Origin of the sequence: Pseudomonas sp. NPDC087626, assembly GCF_044743405.1 — a bacterium.
GTDB lineage: Bacteria > Pseudomonadota > Gammaproteobacteria > Pseudomonadales > Pseudomonadaceae > Aquipseudomonas.
This window is the reverse complement of record NZ_JBIUWJ010000016.1, coordinates 117,580-133,697: the sequence shown is the minus strand read 5'-3', so window position 1 is coordinate 133,697 and position 16,118 is coordinate 117,580. Positions and strand designations below refer to the sequence as shown.

Below are 16,118 nucleotides of genomic sequence, written 5' to 3'. Positions count from 1 at the left end.
ATAGCTACTTTGTTCATGACAATGGTCTCCGGTGAGCCCCCAGTGAAAGCTTAGTGGGCTATCACTGGGGGCGGCGGGGGTAACCATTTCATTAGTGATTTTGGCTGTTCACAGATTCTGTATACACCACATCAAACCTGTGGGAGCGGGCTTGCCCGCGATGAGGCCGGTCCATTCGACATCTATAGTGCCTGACCCATCGCTATCGCTGGCAGGTCAGCTCCCACAGGTGGCAACCCTGGATCATTCAGGTGAGCTCAGGCCTCATCCGCCTGGCGTCGGCGAAACAAGGGCCGCGGCTCGATTGCCGAGCGGCCATACGTCACGCTCATGCCCGCCAGCCCCTTGAGGGCGTCCTCGGCGCATTTGTCTTCGCGCACGGCAAACGCATCAAATCCGCACTGACGCATGTGGCTTAACTGGTCACGCAGCACATCGCCAATCGCCCGCAGCTCCCCGGCCCAGCCCAGGCGTGTGCGCAGCAGGTAGGCCTGGCTGTAGGCGCGACCGTCGCGAAAGTTGGGGAACTCCAGGGCAATCATCGGCAACCGGTTGAGCCAGGGTGCGAGGCTTTCGACTTCGTCGTCCGGGCCCAGCCACACCGCGTCGAACACCGGGTGATGCTCGATGCGGCGCTTGAGCCACCGCGCCAGGGGCAATATCAGTGGGCCACAGGGCAAATCACCGCTCGGGTCCTTGATCAAGGTCCAGCGATCGTCCGGTTCGTGCGTTGCCAACCCGTCCCGCAGCCGCAGCAGGTTGTTCATGCCGCCCCCTCCTGCTGCGCATACACCTGTTCCTTGAACGGCTCCAGGCCGATGCGCTGCACAGTGTCGACAAACAGCTCCTCTGGTTCGCGATAACGGACGAAGGTGGCAACGATCTGCTCGATCACCCCGGGCACCTCGGCAGCGCTGAACGAAGGCCCCATGACTTTACCCAGTGCACTGTGCTTGCCCTGGGAGCCACCGAGGGTGACCTGATACCACTCGCTGCCGCTCTTATCGACCCCCAGGATACCAATGTTGCCGATATGGTGATGGCCGCAGGCATTCATGCACCCGGAAATGTTCAGACTGATGTTCCCCAGGTCATGCAGGTAATCCAGATCCTCGAAGCGCGCTTGAATCCCTTGGGCGATGGGGATCGACTTGGCATTGGCCAGCGCACAGAAGTCGCCGCCCGGGCAGGCGATGATGTCGCTCAGCAGCCCGACATTGGCAGTGCCCAGCCCGGCCTCGCTGGCCAGGCACCACAAGGCGTAGAGATCACGCTTGGGCACATCCGGCAGGACGATGTTCTGTTCGTGGGCAATGCGGATCTCGGCGAAGCCAAACCGCTCGGACCACTCGGCGACAGCGTCCATCTGCTGGTCGCTGACATCACCCGGCGGCGCGCTGATCCCGGGTTTGGTCGACAGCACCACGCTGGCGTAGCCGGCGATTTTATGCGGCTGCACGTTGCGCGAGACCCAGCGGGCGAAGGCCGGATTTTCGGCCAGACGCGTGCCGAAATCCAGGTCGGTGTCGGCCAGTTGAACGTAGTTCGGTGCGACGAACGCGCTGGCGACACGCTGGTACTCCGCCTCGGTGAGTTGTGCCGGACCGTCCTTGAGGTACTGCCACTCCTCTTCCACTTCCCGGGCAAAGGCCTCGATCCCCAGGGCCTTGACCAGGATTTTGATTCGCGCCTTGTACTTGTTGTCGCGCCGGCCGTGGCGGTTGTAGACCCGCAACACCGCTTCGACATAGGACAACAGGTGCTGCCAAGGCAAGCCCTCGCGAATCTGCAGGCCGAGGATCGGCGTACGCCCCAGGCCGCCGCCGACGATCACCCGCAGCAGCATCTGCCCCGACTCGTCAGGGTAAAGATAGAGGCCGATGTCGTGCATCATGATCGCTGCGCGATCCTCCTCGGCGGAGCAGATGGCGATCTTGAACTTGCGTGGCAGGAACAGGAATTCCGGGTTGATGGTCGACCACTGCCGCAGGATTTCGGCCAGCGGTCGAGGGTCGATCAACTCGTCGGCCGCCACCCCGGCAAAGGCTTCGGTGGTGATGTTGCGCACACAGTTGCCCGAGGTCTGGATCGCGTGCATCTCGACCTCGGCCAGGCGCTGGAGGATGTCCGGCACCTGGGCCAGGTCGATCCAGTTGAACTGCAGGTTCTGCCGGGTAGTGAAGTGCCCGTAGCCGCGGTCGTAATCCCGGGCAATGCTGGCCAACGTGCGCATCTGCCGGGCACTCAAGGTGCCGTAGGGAATGGCGACCCGCAGCATGTAGGCATGTTTTTGCAGGTACAGGCCGTTTTGCAGGCGCAATGGCAAGAACTCTTCCTCGCTCAAGGCACCGGCCATGAACCGCTGCACCTGATCGCGAAACTGCGCGACCCGCTCTAACACCAAGGCCCGGTCGTAGTCATCGTATTGATACATGTCGCTACCTCATCAGGATTGACCCTCGCCCCGGGGGTTTGGCGGGGTTCTTGTGTGAGGAGGACTATGGGACAACAGCTCAGCGCGTTACAGATTCAGCTAAAAACTAAAAAACCATATCAGCTCGCGGCAGATCACCGCAGACACGGGGAAAATCTGCTCCGCATTAATGCAGTTTTTCTGAGCCTGTTTTGTTTCTTCACGGTTTCCTACAGTTCGCACCATGCCAGACCGGGTGGCCTGGCAAGACTTTGCAACCGTGGAAGCAATGACCATGAGCACAGCAACAATCGGACAGGCCTATAACTACAAGGTCGTCCGCCAATTCGTCGTGGCAACCGTCGTATGGGGCGTTATCGGGATGGCGATGGGCGTGTGGATCGCCTCGCAACTGGTGTGGCCGGAGGCGAACCTCGATTTGCCCTGGACCACCTTCGGGCGCTTGCGGCCGCTGCACACCAGCCTGGTGATTTTCGGCTTTGCCGGCAGCGCGCAATTCGCCGCCAGCTACTACGCGGTGCAGCGTACCTGCCAGGTGCGACTGTACAGCGACAAGCTCGCAGCCTTCACCTTCTGGGGCTGGCAATCGGTGATCGTCAGCATGCTGGTGACCCTGCCGCTGGGCTATACCACCACCAAGGAATACGCCGAGATCGAGTTCACCGGCGCGGTATGGATGACCGTGGTCTGGGTGGCCTACGCCATCGTGTTCTTCACCACCGTGGTGCAGCGCAAGACCAAGCACATCTACGTCGGCAACTGGTTCTTCGGCGCCTTTATCGTGGTGATCGCCATGCTGCACGTGGTCAATCATCTGTCGATCCCGGTGGACTGGTTCAAGTCCTACCCGGTGTATTCCGGTGCGACCGATGCCATGGTCCAGTGGTGGTATGGGCACAACGCGGTGGGCTTCTTCCTGACCACCGGCTTCCTGGGCATGATGTATTACTTCGTGCCGAAACAGGTCGGTCGCCCGGTGTATTCCTATCGGCTGTCGATCGTGCACTTCTGGGCCTTGATCACCCTGTACATCTGGGCCGGCCCGCACCACCTGCACTACACCGCGCTGCCCGACTGGGCGCAATCGCTGGGCATGGCCATGTCGCTGATCCTGCTGGCACCGAGCTGGGGCGGCATGATCAACGGCATGATGACCCTCTCCGGCGCCTGGCATAAGTTACGCACCGACCCGATCCTGCGCTTCCTGGTGTTGTCGCTGGCGTTCTACGGGATGTCGACCTTCGAAGGCCCGATGATGGCGATCAAGACGGTCAATGCCCTGTCCCACTACACCGACTGGACCATCGGCCACGTGCATGCCGGCGCTCTGGGCTGGGTAGCGATGATCACCTTCGGCGCCACCTATCACATGATCCCGAAAATCTTCGGCCGTGAGCAGATGCACAGCATTGGCCTGATCAACGCGCACTTCTGGCTGGCGACCATCGGCACCGTGCTGTACATCGCCTCGATGTGGGTCAACGGCATCACCCAGGGCCTGATGTGGCGCGCGATCAACGACGACGGCACCCTCACCTACTCCTTCGTCGAGGCGCTGCAGGCCAGCCATCCGGGCTTCATCGTGCGGTTTGTCGGCGGGGTGTTCTTCTTGAGCGGCATGTTGCTGATGGCCTACAACACCTGGCGTACCGTGCGGGTGGCCGACGTGCGGATGGCCGAACGCGAAGCGCAGATTGCCTAGGAGGTCACCATGACCGAACTACTGCTCAACAGCCTGGGCGTGGCGTTCCTGTGGTTCGCCATCGAATACTGCCTGCGCCACCAGACCGCCAGGAGCCTGGACGAAGCCAGCCTGATCCCCTTTGCCGACGACCCTGAAGTGGCACGGCGGGTCGAACTGGCCACCGGCAAGAAAGTCAACGCCGTGGCGCCTGAGATAGCGAAACCGGGCTGGGGCAACATCGACCTCTAAGCCCTGGGCCATGTGGGAGCGGGCTTGCCCGCGAAAGCAGTGTGTCAGTCGATGATGATAGTGGCTGTACCGACGCCTTCGCGGGCAAGCCCGCTCCCACAGGAACAGCTCGTTAGCCGCGTTCGCGGGGGATCAGGCTCTGCAGCTGCTGGGCCAGGAAGTTTGCGTCAAAGGCGAAGGTATCGGGGTCTTTCAGGCCATTGGTCTTGCGCCACTGCCAGCCGCTCGAGGGCGGCTGGCACACCAGTGACACGCTGCCGTAGCGGGCCGCGGTCAAGCCCATCACCGCCAGGGAGATCAGGCCTGCCGCGCCCATCACCTCGGGCACGAACTCCACTGGCTTGCCGGCAATCAGGATGCTCAGCTTCTCGGTGTTGAAGGTCGAGCTTTCCACCGGCACGCTCGCGCCAAACGCCACATAGGCCTCACGACTGACCTCCAACAGGTCCGGTGCCTTGACCGGCGCCAGCCACTGCTCGATCTGGTCGAACAACTCAGCAATACGCGTGGCCCACACGGCCGACTGGTTTTCAAACAGCTGCTTCTTGTGCGCTTCGCTTTCTGCGTAGTGGCGAAGCATCTCACCCAGTTGCTGTACGTCGTCCATTGCGCTGTTCCTTGGATAAACCGGTGTTACGGACATTGAGCATGGCAGATGTGCGCGCCGGGCGTACGACTAACCGCCGGACGAGCGATTGCAGCGCCAGCCAATCGCGGGCACTGTAGGCCAGCACATCAACTATCAACGGGAGCACCGCATGCGCACCATCGGCCTGATCGGCGGCATGAGCTGGGAGTCCAGCGCCGAATATTATCGTCTGATCAACCAGCAGGTGCGTGACCGCCTCGGGCCACTGCGCTCCGCCCGCCTGCTGATGTACAGCGTCGACTTCGGGCCGGTCGAACAGGCCCAGCATGCTGGACGCTGGGACGACGCGGCGCAGATCCTGGTGGACGCCGCCCGTCGCTTGCAAGCCGGCGGTGCCGAGTGTGTGGTGCTCTGTACCAACACCATGCACAAGGTGGCCGGGCAGATCCAGGACGCAATCAGCGTGCCCTTCCTGCACATTGCCGACCCGGCCGGGCAAGCGGCAGAGGCTGCCGGTCACCTGAGCGTCGGCCTGCTGGGTACCGCCTTCACCATGGAACAGGACTTTCTCAAGGAGCGGCTCACGGCCCGCGGGCTGCAGGTGCTGGTGCCGGACGCGGCGGACCGCCAGGCGGTGCACCGGATCATCTACGACGAACTGTGCGTGGGAGTCATTAGCGAGGAGTCCCGCGCCACTTACCAGCGAGTGATCCAGGCCCTGGCCGAGCGCGGTGCCCAGGCGATCATCCTCGGCTGCACGGAAATCAGCCTGCTGATCAAACCCGAACACAGCGAACTGCCCCTGCTCGACACCACCGAACTGCATGCCCGTGCGGCCGTGGCCTTTGCCTTGGGCCACTGATTCAGGGGCTATGAGCGGGTGGCATTGTTGTTGCCAACAACCCTCGACACCATTAGCGGTGACACATCATTAAATATTGCAACACGCATATATAACCAGGCACTGCCCCCTCACTCAAAATAGCGTTATGTTTTCTACTCCAAGGAGATAACTTTTCACTTAAAAGGAATTAACCATGAGCACCAACCAAGAACGTTCCTTCATTGCCGAACTGCGTTGTGATGGCATCGCCATGAACTTCTTCGGCAAGTCTGCAGGATCCTCGCCCCAACTGGCGAGTTACATTTCTACATTTGAAGCCTACAACCCGCTCACTGAACGAATGGAGCGATTGGCCAGCCGCAAGCTACCAAAGCTCACGGTGTACTTCGAATACATTGGTGATGCCTACCGCTTGCAAATCCTCACACGCCCCTATGACAAGCAATATGTCACCAAAAACAGCGTTACCCCCTTGATGGCGTCCCCAGAAGCCGGTGACGGCACAACGTTGTTCAAGCTTCTCGATAGCAGCCACAACACCATCACACTGGATAACCTGAGTTCAGATAACGCCACCATCCATTTACAAATACGCAATGCCGCCACCATCAAAAAAGCACTCGGCGCACCTATCTACAGGTACTATTTTCACGACATAGTTGGCGACATTGCAACATTCAACCTAAAGATACTTGAAAGAAACATAGCATCATCTGAAAGTGTCGATTCCTACAACTAAAACGTCGTATCGGCGGCCGCCGAAATTTAATAAATGTAATGTATAGCCCATGAAAAAGCCCCGCATCTTTCGATACGGGGCTTTTTCATTCAACGCTCAATCAGGCAGTGGCAGGCACTGCCGCTTGACCGCTCAACGCCAGGTCCAGCAGTTCACGGTTGGCTACCGCGTACATGGCGTAGTCGGTGCCGCTGGCGGCACGGATTTCCACCAGCATGGCACGCCAGCGGTCGATCATCCCTTCGTGTTGCTCCATCCACAGGGCCAGGCGTGTTTCCACGTCCAGGCTACCGTCGCCCTGCTGCAGGACGGAGATGGTGATCGCCCGCTGTTGCCAGTCGACGTCATCTCGGAAAGCTTCACGGGCCAGTGCCTGCCAGTTGTTTTCCACCGGCAGAGCGCTGATCTGTTGCAGGTACCAGGTGATGTCCAGTGCGCTGCCCACGGCGAAGTAGGCCTTGGCCACGTCCGCTGCGTTCTGCCCGGTGACATCCGAGGCCTCGATGATCGGCAGCAGGGTGTACAGGTGGGTAGTGCCTGCAACCATGCGCGCCAGCAACTCCGGCACGCCAGCATCGACGTACGCGGTGTAGCGGGTCTGCCAGCCTTCGCGGGTCGGGCCTTCCAGCAGTTCGTCGAGCTTGAGGCCCAGGGCTGCCAGGTGCGGACCGAAATGCGCGACGTCACGCGCCGCGTTCTGCTCGTTGCGACGGGTACGCAGGAACCAGCGTGTGGCACGACGGCCCAGGCGCATCAGTTCATCCATCAGTTCCAGTTGCACGTCGGCGCTGACTTGGTAGTCCAGCGCTTCAATCTGGCGGAACCAGTGCGGGAGGTGGAAAATGTCGCGCACGATCACATAGGCGCCGGCCACGTTCGCCGGGCTCATGCCGGTCGACTCTTTGAGTCGCTGCACGAAGGTGATGCCCATGTGGTTGACCAGGTCGTTGGCGATCTGGGTGCTGACAATCTCGCGCTTCAGACGGTGACGACGCATGGCTTCGGAGAACTTGCTCACCAGGGTCGGCGGGAAAGCGGTTTCCATGTCGCGGGTCAGGTAGTCGTCATCCGGCACCAAGGAGCCCAACAGCTGCTCCTTGAGGTCGATCTTGCTGTAGGAGATCAGCACCGACAGCTCGGCACGGGTCAGGCCATGGCCTGCCGCAACGCGCTCGTTGATGGCGTCTTCCGACGGCAGGAACTCGATGGCGCGATCCAGCTTGCCACGGCCTTCCAGATCGTTCATCAGGCGCTTGTATTCGGCAATCCGCGGCAAGGCGCGACGGGCTGCCAGGGACAGGGCCTGGGTCTGCTTGTAGTTGTTGCCCAACACCAGGCCACCGACTTCGTCGGTCATGCTCGCCAGCAACTGGTTGCGTTGCTTGTCGGTCATGTCGCCGGCCTGCACCACTTCGTTGAGCAGGATCTTGATGTTCACTTCGTGGTCGGAGCAGTCCACGCCACCGGCGTTGTCGATGAAGTCGGTGTTGGAGCCGCCGCCATTGAGGCCGAACTCGACACGACCCAGTTGGGTCATGCCCAGGTTACCGCCCTCGCCCACGACCTTGCAGCGCAGTTCGTTGCCGTTGACCCGCAGTGCATCGTTGGCCTTGTCGCCGACATCGGCGTGGCTTTCGCTGCTGGCCTTGACGTAAGTCCCGATGCCGCCGTTCCACAACAGATCCACCGGTGCCTTGAGCAAGGCATTGAGCAGTTCGGTCGGGGTCAGCTTGTCGGCTTGAATGTCGAAGCGCTCTTTCATCTGCGGGGAAATCGCGATGCTTTTTGCGCTACGGGAGAAGATCCCGCCGCCTTCGGACATGATGCTGGTGTCGTAGTCCGACCAGGCCGAACGCGGCAGGTCGAACAGACGCTGACGTTCAGCGAAGCTGTTGGCAGGCGTAGGGTTCGGGTCGATGAAGATGTGCAGGTGGTTGAACGCCGCCACCAGTTGCAGGGTCTCGGACATCAACAGGCCGTTACCGAACACGTCGCCGGCCATGTCGCCGACACCGACCACGGTGATGCTGTCTTTCTGTACATTGATGCCGCGCTCGCGGAAGTGACGCTGCACGCCAACCCACGCGCCCTTGGCGGTAATCCCCATTTTCTTGTGGTCGTAACCGGCGGAGCCGCCGGAAGCGAACGCATCACCCAGCCAGAAGCCGTAGTCGATGGCGATACCGTTGGCGATGTCGGAGAAAGTCGCAGTGCCCTTGTCCGCAGCCACCACCAGGTACGGGTCATCGTCGTCATGACGCACGACGTTGGCCGGCGGCACCAGGGCGCCGTCCTTCAGGTTGTCGGTGATGTCCAACAGGCCCGAAATAAAGATGCGGTAGCAGGCGATGCCCTCGGCCGCAATTTCGTCACGGCTGCCACCCAGTGGCAGGCGACGCGGCAGGAAGCCGCCCTTGGCGCCGACGGGCACGATGACCGAGTTCTTCACTTGCTGGGCTTTTACCAGGCCCAGGACTTCGGTGCGGAAGTCTTCTTCACGGTCCGACCAGCGCAGGCCGCCACGCGCCACAGTACCGAAGCGCAGGTGCACGCCTTCGACGCGCGGCGAGTACACGAAGATTTCGAACTTCGGTACCGGCTTTGGCAGCTCTGGAATCTGGTGCGGGTTGAACTTGAAGCTGAAGTACGACTTGTTATGGCCGTTGGCGTCAGTCTGGTAGAAGTTGGTACGCAGGGTGGCCTTGATCAGGTCCAGGTAGCGCCGCAGGATACGGTCTTCGTTGAGCACCTGGACGTCGTCCAGGGCGCTGAGGATCGCGTGCTCCAGGCGTTGCTGCTTGTCTTCCAGATCGTCGCCCGAGAGCTTGCGCGCCAGGTAGAAACGGGTCTTGAACAACCGGGTCAGCTCACGAGCGATGTCGGTGTGGTTGTTCAGGGTGCTGGCGATGTAACCCAGGTCGAAGCCCAGGCGGATCTGCTTCATGTAACGCGCATAGGCACGCAGCAGCGCCACGTCACGCCACGGCAGGCCGGCCGTCAGCACCAGGCGGTTGAAGGCATCGTTCTCGGCATCGCCACGCACGATGTGCACGAACGCGTCCTGCAACGTGTCGTTGAGCTGCTGGATGTCCAGTTCCAGGCCTTCGGCAGCGGTGAAGGCGAAGTCGTGGATCCAGAACTCGCGACCACCGTTGTGGCGCAGGCGGTACGGGAACTCACCCAGCACGCGCAGGCCGAGGTTCTCCAGGATCGGCAGGACGTCGGACAGGGCCAGCGGGGTGTCGGCGTGATACAGCTTGCAGTGCAGCTCGCGCTGGCCGGAGACCTGGCCCAGCGGCTGGTAGAAGCTCATCACCAGCGGATTTTTTTCGTTCAGGCTGAGCAGGTGCTGCATGTCGACCACGGCCGAGTGCGCGGCAAAACGCTCACGGTAGCCGGCCGGGAAGCCTTTCGGGAAGTCGGCCAGCACGTTGGTGCCGTGAGCTTCGCCGAAGCTTTCCACGACCAGGCTGGCGTAGTCGTCCTGCCAGCTGCGGCAGGCCTGCACCACTTCTTTTTCCAGCAGCAGCGGGTCGATGTCCAGGCGGTTCTTCGGGTCAACCCGCAGAATCAGTTGCACACGGGCCAGCACGGACTCGGAGAAGAAGGTCCAGAACTCGCAATCGCTGGCTTTCAGGCGATCCATCAGCACTTGCTGGATCTTCTGCCGCACTTCAGTGGAGTAGATGTCGCGCGGCACGTAGGCCAGGCAGTAGCAGAAGCGACCGTAAGGGTCTTTGCGCAGGAATACGCGGATCTTGTTGCGTTCCTGGATCTGCACGATCGACATCACGGTGCTGAACAGCTCGTCCACCGGGGTCTGGAACAGGTCGTCGCGAGGCAGTACTTCCAGCACCTGGGCCAGTTCCTTGCCCAGGTGGGCCTTGGCCTGGAAGCCAGAGCGCTGCTCGATGATCTCGACCTTGCGGCGGATGTAAGGAATCACCCGTACGCTTTCGCCATACACCGAGGAGGTGTACAGGCCCATGAAGCGGCATTCCTTGATGACGTTGCCATCGGCATCGATCTGGCGGATCGACACGTAGTCAGGGTACGCAGGACGGTGCACCCGGCTTGGGTGGGCGGCCTTGGCGAACGACAGCGGGGACGCTTCGCGCAGGTAGTTCACGGCGTAGTCTTCGATGCGCAGGTCTTCGGCGGTGAGGCCGGCGCGCAGCAGCTTGGTCAGACCGAGGAAGGAGTCCTGGTCATATTCGATGTGACCGCCGTCCTGGTCTTCGCGAACCACGAACTCTTCGTAGCCGAGGAAGGTGAAGTGGTTGCCCACCAGCCATTCGAGGAAGCTCTTGATCTCGCCCTTCTCGTCAGCGGCGATGGTGAACTGGCTGGTGTCGACGCCGTCGATCAGCTCCTGGACCTTGGCTTTCATCGGCTCGAAATCGGCGACCGCCACGCGGACCTCGCCGAGCACCTGCTCCAATTCCTTGCTCAGGACATTGAGCTCGGCGGCGTTGGCGCAACGGTCGATTTCCAGGTACATCAGCGATTCTTGCTGGATGCCTTCGCCCTGGGTGCCTTTGGGCAGGATTTCCAGCAACTCGCCCTTGGCCCCGCGACGCACGCTCAGCACGGTGGTCTGCAGGGTATGGATGCTGTAGCCGCGACGGTTCAGCTCGGTACGCACCGAGTCCACCAGGAATGGCAGGTCGTGGTGCAGCACTTCGACCGCGGTGTGGGTCGACTGCCAGCCATGGCGTTCGTAATCTGGGTTGTAGACGCGCACTTGCGGCTGCGCGTGATCAAAGCGCTCAAGCAGGCGCCAGGCGGAAAGTGTGCAGCCGGCGAGGTCGGACAACCGGCGCTGGGTCAGTTCATCAAGAGAAATAATGCCGAAGAATTGTTCAGCGAACAGCGCCACTTGTGGCAGTGCCTGTTCACTGATGTGCTGCGCCAGTGCCGCTTGCAGTTGGTGCTGGAAGTCGGCTTTGCTGGCTGCGGTGAAGAACGCCATCTGTGGTACTCCGCTTGGGCTTGTTATTGATGGAAGCGTCGCGTACTAAACCCCTGTTCGGGGCAACCTGTCACCCGGTCCCTGATTCTCGGGCAGAGGAAACAGGGCGACAGGTGGGTGAAGCTGGACGAGACACTCAGGTCACATTCACCTTCCAAGGATGGGCATCTGCAAAAACGACTGCCGGGCAACCCGGCAATGTCTTTACAGGTGTCCATCCGTTGCGCAGCTTAACGAGTGCGGCAAGGCCCGTGCTTGCGATGCTGCGACATATTCGGTCATCGGTACGCAGCCCCGCGGCGGGGCCTCGAACAACACTAGCAGGCGTGGCGGAAAATGGCGGTTTTATCCCAGGAATTACGGGGTTTGCGTATTGGAAATGACTGGATCTTGAGATTTGTTCACGGCAGGTTTCCTGACATTTGAGTCAGGGCGGCGATCAATCTTGCACCTCATAAACCGCCTGAAACCGGCTGACCGTCGCGCAGTCATAGCAGGTGGTCTGCAGGATCACCTTGTCCATCCAGACATCGATGTTGCAGGAGTCACACTCGCGGCAGAACAGTTGTGCGGATGGTTGCCCTGCTTCGTAGCCGGTTTGGCTGGCAAAAAATCGCGGGAGCAATTGTTCGCGCCAGTACACACCGGGGGACGTGGCAAAACCGGCGCCGCTGTCCTTGAGGACCACGTCGTAAAACAAGCGATGCAGTGCCGATTTGGCTACCCGCGAATCACGATAGGAGGGTCGCCGCCAGCCTTCGGCCAGGGCATGTTGGGCGGTGCCCAGCATATAGCCGGGAATGGTATTGGCGGCGTGGGTGCGGCCTTTGGAGTTGCCCGTGGCAAAAAAGTGCGCGGCATTTTTGACTGCCAGTTTGGCGAAGTAGTAAATCTCGCTCACGGAGAAGTCCTGCAAGAGCTGACCTATTACCGCTTCACCATGACTGGCGGCGGAAAACACCAGGTCAACTTCCTCGGCCAACACCCGGATATAACTTAACGACTCTTCCCGGGCCAGACTGAACATCAGGCTATACAACTCACTCTTCCACGCGATTGGAATAAAACCGGACAACTCCTGGTACAACGTTCCATACAGTTCGTCACACGGGCAACGCACACCGGTTTCAAGGGCGACATTGGGCAACCAGCGCACTGCACAGAACCGCCGGATCTGGTAGCCGGCCATAGGATCGAATGCCTGGATGTCCGAGTCGGCGTCTACTCGCAGCACGCCTGCCTGGTAAAGGTTTTTCAACAACTCTTCAGCGGTCGCTGCACTAGGGGCCAGGCTCTCGTTGCGGTTCGCCCCTTCCAGCGGAGCGATGCTGTCGTTGCCTGGCTTGAGTCCTTCGAGCAACGCCAGCAGGGTGAGTTTCTGCATGAAGCCCAGGCTGGCATAGGCCAGCGGTGCAACGCCCGGCGTATAACGGCTGAGCAGCTCCTCGCGGTTGCGCGCAGCCTCGGTGGCGATCTCCTGCTGCCGGACTTCGTAGCAAGCAGTACAGGTGCAATGGCTATGACGCCGGTACTGGCCGGCCGGGACTAGACGGTGCTCACAACTGACACACTTGAACGCTGGCCTGAGAGACGCCGGGGTGCCCTTGGCGTATCTCTTCGCCCACATCGGCAGGTCGCAGTAGGGGCACTTCAGTTGTTTATCGAGCAGCGGCGGCAATACCGTCAGTAAACTTCTGACCGCCACCGGGATTCTGTACTCGGCAATCAGCTCGCTGGTTTTCTCTCCGGCCAGATATCGCTGGTAAAGCTGCTCTATTTCCTCTTCGGACAGATGCTTTACCTCGCCCAACAACTCGAAATACGGTTTCATTCAAAGCTTTCCCCTTCAATAAATTTACCCTGCACTCCCTTGCTCTGAAGGCACAAACGTAAGGGACATAGCGTGCTGCAAACAAGCAATAACTGCGCAACTTGTTATTATTCCTACGCCCTCCTTTACCCCTACAACAACAGCGGAAAGTTCAATCACACAATAGATATTTAACTTAAGGAAAACGCCTACAGGCTGCACTTGGGCGACCCAGCCAGCGTCCGACTTCAAGCATCACCAACACAAAACTAGCGAAGCAAAAAATGCCCGGGGCTGGCAAAATCCCCCTTTGCCTGCCAACACCGCGCCCCGCGCCAGGACTGCTCACATGCAACTGACTACCGCCCACCTGATCGCCAACCCGTGCGATGACGAAGAAGACAACCTGGCCATGCTGTGCTGCCACAGCGATCAGGGCGACATGTTCCTGATGACCCGCTACCCGGACGAAGACGAGCTGGAAATCACCCTCGATGGCGACCCCTCGACCCTGGACGGCGTCAAGGTCACTCTCAGCCCTACCCGCCTGCTGATCGAAATCGCCGCGGCCGACGCCGATGCCCTGAACGGTGACGATCACCTGGAAATCCTCCACAGCACCGCCGCATCTGACCTGGCCGAAGTTGAAGAAACCCTGCAGAACATCCTCAAGGGCACCGGCACCTACTTGAGCGAGCTGTAACGGCCAGCTGATTTCTTGACAAGAAATCAGCGCACGGGCATTGTCTGACAACCTGACCTACGAGCCACACTCCTCATGCTTCAGCTACAGCGCCCCGACTCTCTGGTTGAACGAGTGGTCAATGCGATCCGCGAAGAAATCGAATCCGGTCGCCTGACCGCCGAATCGCGCCTGCCTACCGAACAGCAACTGACCGAACAACTGAATGTCAGTCGCTCGGTGGTGCGTGAGGCCGTGGCTCAGCTCAAGGCCGATGGCATCCTGATCAGTCGCCGCGGGCTGGGCTCGTACATTTCCCAGAACCCCAACGGCACAGTGTTCCGTTTTCCTAGCCAGAAAGGCCGCAAGCCCGACCTGGTGCAACTGTTCGAAATGCGCCTGTGGACCGAAACCCAGGCCGCCTCCATCGCGGCCCAGCGCCGCGACGACGCGGACCTGTTGCGCATGCGCAGCGCCTTGGAGGAAATGCACGATAAGCGCAGCGACTTTGCTGCAGCAGCCCTGGCCGACGTCGAGTTCCACCGGGCTATCGCCGATGCCAGCAAGAACGACTACTTCGTGGCCTTCCACGATTTCCTGCGTGGCCAACTGGCCGAAGCCCGACGCAGGGCGTGGGAAAACTCTGCAGCACACTCGGTAGGCGGCTCGGCCGATGCCGGACGCGAACACCAAGCCCTATACGAAGCCATCGCCGCTGGCGACCGCACCCAGGCGGCCGCCTGTGCCGAAGCGCACCTGCGCGCAGCGGCCAAGCGCCTGAAGATCGACCTGCCCAGCATCGACTGAATACCGGCAACACCGAGGACGCCACGACTGGCGTCTTTTTTACCGAATACTTTGTCTGACAACCTGATAAGCAGACTCTCTGCCAGCAATCCAAGGTGACACCTGCATGATTTATGACTATTGCATCATCGGCGGCGGCATCGTCGGCCTCGCCACCGCCATGGCGCTGCTCGAACGCCAGCCCGGCGCCTCGTTGCTGATCCTGGAAAAGGAAGCGGTGCTGGCGCAACACCAGACCGGGCACAACAGTGGCGTGATCCACGCCGGCATCTACTACGCCCCCGGCAGCCTCAAGGCCGACCTGTGCAAGCGTGGCGCCGAGGCGACCAAGGCGTTCTGCACCGAGCACCAGATCAAGTTCGACGTCTGCGGCAAGTTGTTGGTGGCCTCGACGCCGCTGGAAGTCAGCCGCATGCATGCCCTGTATGAGCGCTCGAAACAGAACGGTCTGAAAGTCGAGCAACTGGATGCGGCCGAACTGCGCCGCCGCGAGCCAAACATCGTCGGCCTGGGCGGACTGTTTCTCGATGCCACCGGGATTGTCGACTACCGCCAGGTATGCCAGGCCATGGCTCGGGTCATCGAGGCCGCAGGCGGCGAAATCCGCCTGCAGACCAGCGTTACCGCGATTAGCGAAAGCGCCGACAGCGTCACCGTCAGCAGCCTCGACCAGGTCTGGCAGGCCCGGCAACTGGTGGCGTGCGCCGGCTTGCAATCCGACCGCCTGGCAAAGCTGGCCGGGGTCAAGATTGACCATCAGATCATTCCGTTCCGTGGCGAGTACTACCGCCTGCCAGCGTCCAGGAATGAGATCGTCAACCACCTGATCTACCCGATTCCCGACCCGGAGCTGCCGTTCCTCGGCGTGCACCTGACGCGGATGATCGATGGCAGTGTCACGGTCGGCCCCAACGCCGTACTGGGCCTGGGCCGGGAGAACTATCGCAAGTTCTCGATCAACTGGCGCGACGTCGCCGAGTACGCGAGCTTTCCGGGCTTCTGGAAAACCATCTGGAACAACCTCGGCTCCGGCACCACGGAAATGAAGAACTCGCTGTTCAAGCGCGGCTACCTGGAACAGTGCCGCAAATACTGCCCGTCGCTGGAAGTCGACGACTTGCTGCCCTATGAGGCCGGGATCCGCGCCCAGGCGGTCATGCGCGACGGCACCCTGGTGCATGACTTCCTGTTCGCCGAGACGCCGCGCATGGTCCACGTGTGCAACGCCCCTTCGCCGGCCGCGACCTCGGCCATTCCCATCGGCCAGATGATCGCAGAGAAAATCCTCAAGAATCGCTGAACCCCGCT

Annotated in this window: 12 protein-coding genes; 7 read left to right on the top strand and 5 right to left on the bottom strand. The window is 60.8% G+C overall.

What is annotated here, in order from left to right:
• Positions 1–257 precede the first annotated feature (257 nt).
• Entirely contained in the window at positions 258–767 is a 510-nt protein-coding gene (locus ACIOVD_RS15800) for a DUF934 domain-containing protein (RefSeq protein WP_401128934.1), read from the bottom strand.
• Positions 764–2,434, bottom strand: coding sequence for a nitrite/sulfite reductase (locus ACIOVD_RS15795; RefSeq protein ID WP_401128931.1), 1,671 nt, complete (start codon positions 2,432–2,434; stop codon positions 764–766). Before ACIOVD_RS15795 ends, ACIOVD_RS15800 begins: the two co-directional genes overlap by 4 nt.
• A 274-nt stretch (positions 2,435–2,708) precedes the next feature.
• On the opposite strand from ACIOVD_RS15795, the gene ccoN reads away from it, so the two are divergent.
• Both ccoN and ACIOVD_RS15785 read left to right on the top strand, forming a co-directional pair.
• Entirely contained in the window at positions 2,709–4,136 is a 1,428-nt protein-coding gene (gene ccoN, locus ACIOVD_RS15790; RefSeq protein WP_095168790.1) for a cytochrome-c oxidase, cbb3-type subunit I, read from the top strand.
• 9 nt (positions 4,137–4,145) lie between these two features.
• A complete protein-coding gene (locus ACIOVD_RS15785) occupies positions 4,146–4,367 on the top strand; it encodes a cbb3-type cytochrome c oxidase subunit 3 (RefSeq protein ID WP_159995831.1) in 222 nt (73 codons plus the stop codon).
• Positions 4,368–4,479: 112 nt separating this feature from the next.
• Here ACIOVD_RS15785 and ACIOVD_RS15780 read toward each other — a convergent pair whose 3' ends face one another.
• Positions 4,480–4,974 carry a hypothetical protein gene (locus tag ACIOVD_RS15780; protein ID WP_401128927.1) on the bottom strand — a complete coding sequence of 165 codons (495 nt, stop codon included), beginning with the start codon at positions 4,972–4,974 and terminating at the stop codon, positions 4,480–4,482.
• A 151-nt stretch (positions 4,975–5,125) separates the two neighbouring features.
• Here ACIOVD_RS15780 and ACIOVD_RS15775 point away from each other — a divergent pair, with 151 nt between their 5' ends.
• On the top strand, positions 5,126–5,818 hold the full coding sequence (locus ACIOVD_RS15775) for an aspartate/glutamate racemase family protein (protein WP_401128924.1): 693 nt from the start codon (positions 5,126–5,128) through the stop codon (positions 5,816–5,818).
• 175 nt (positions 5,819–5,993) lie between these two features.
• Positions 5,994–6,539 (top strand): hypothetical protein, encoded by a 546-nt coding sequence (locus ACIOVD_RS15770; RefSeq protein WP_401128922.1) that lies wholly within the window; start codon positions 5,994–5,996, stop codon positions 6,537–6,539.
• A 100-nt stretch (positions 6,540–6,639) separates the two neighbouring features.
• Here the strand turns inward: ACIOVD_RS15770 and ACIOVD_RS15765 are convergent, their stop codons facing one another.
• Both ACIOVD_RS15765 and ACIOVD_RS15760 read right to left on the bottom strand, forming a co-directional pair.
• Positions 6,640–11,511, bottom strand: a complete 4,872-nt coding sequence (locus ACIOVD_RS15765) for an NAD-glutamate dehydrogenase (RefSeq protein ID WP_401128919.1) — start codon at positions 11,509–11,511, stop codon at positions 6,640–6,642.
• Between the two features lie 439 nt (positions 11,512–11,950).
• Positions 11,951–13,342, bottom strand: coding sequence for a hypothetical protein (locus ACIOVD_RS15760; RefSeq protein ID WP_401128916.1), 1,392 nt, complete (start codon positions 13,340–13,342; stop codon positions 11,951–11,953).
• Positions 13,343–13,670: 328 nt separating this feature from the next.
• Here ACIOVD_RS15760 and ACIOVD_RS15755 point away from each other — a divergent pair, with 328 nt between their 5' ends.
• From ACIOVD_RS15755 to lhgO, 3 genes are all read left to right on the top strand, one after another.
• Positions 13,671–14,024 carry a hypothetical protein gene (locus tag ACIOVD_RS15755; RefSeq protein WP_401128913.1) on the top strand — a complete coding sequence of 118 codons (354 nt, stop codon included), beginning with the start codon at positions 13,671–13,673 and terminating at the stop codon, positions 14,022–14,024.
• A gap of 75 nt (positions 14,025–14,099) precedes the next feature.
• Complete coding sequence (locus ACIOVD_RS15750) at positions 14,100–14,810, top strand: FadR/GntR family transcriptional regulator (protein WP_095168798.1); 711 nt, start codon at positions 14,100–14,102, stop codon at positions 14,808–14,810.
• A 106-nt stretch (positions 14,811–14,916) separates the two neighbouring features.
• Positions 14,917–16,110, top strand: coding sequence for an L-2-hydroxyglutarate oxidase (gene lhgO / locus ACIOVD_RS15745; protein ID WP_401128910.1), 1,194 nt, complete (start codon positions 14,917–14,919; stop codon positions 16,108–16,110).
• The last annotated feature ends 8 nt before the right edge of the window (positions 16,111–16,118 follow it).

What these genes read in the sequence shown, in the direction of transcription:
- ACIOVD_RS15800 (WP_401128934.1), bottom strand. Translation starts at nt 767, where the DNA reads ATGAACAACCTGCTGCGGCTGCGGGACGGGTTGGCAACGCACGAACCG.
- ACIOVD_RS15795 (WP_401128931.1), bottom strand. Translation starts at nt 2,434, where the DNA reads ATGTATCAATACGATGACTACGACCGGGCCTTGGTGTTAGAGCGGGTC.
- ccoN (WP_095168790.1), top strand. Translation starts at nt 2,709, where the DNA reads ATGAGCACAGCAACAATCGGACAGGCCTATAACTACAAGGTCGTCCGC.
- ACIOVD_RS15785 (WP_159995831.1), top strand. Translation starts at nt 4,146, where the DNA reads ATGACCGAACTACTGCTCAACAGCCTGGGCGTGGCGTTCCTGTGGTTC.
- ACIOVD_RS15780 (WP_401128927.1), bottom strand. Translation starts at nt 4,974, where the DNA reads ATGGACGACGTACAGCAACTGGGTGAGATGCTTCGCCACTACGCAGAA.
- ACIOVD_RS15775 (WP_401128924.1), top strand. Translation starts at nt 5,126, where the DNA reads ATGCGCACCATCGGCCTGATCGGCGGCATGAGCTGGGAGTCCAGCGCC.
- ACIOVD_RS15770 (WP_401128922.1), top strand. Translation starts at nt 5,994, where the DNA reads ATGAGCACCAACCAAGAACGTTCCTTCATTGCCGAACTGCGTTGTGAT.
- ACIOVD_RS15765 (WP_401128919.1), bottom strand. Translation starts at nt 11,511, where the DNA reads ATGGCGTTCTTCACCGCAGCCAGCAAAGCCGACTTCCAGCACCAACTG.
- ACIOVD_RS15760 (WP_401128916.1), bottom strand. Translation starts at nt 13,342, where the DNA reads ATGAAACCGTATTTCGAGTTGTTGGGCGAGGTAAAGCATCTGTCCGAA.
- ACIOVD_RS15755 (WP_401128913.1), top strand. Translation starts at nt 13,671, where the DNA reads ATGCAACTGACTACCGCCCACCTGATCGCCAACCCGTGCGATGACGAA.
- ACIOVD_RS15750 (WP_095168798.1), top strand. Translation starts at nt 14,100, where the DNA reads ATGCTTCAGCTACAGCGCCCCGACTCTCTGGTTGAACGAGTGGTCAAT.
- lhgO (WP_401128910.1), top strand. Translation starts at nt 14,917, where the DNA reads ATGATTTATGACTATTGCATCATCGGCGGCGGCATCGTCGGCCTCGCC.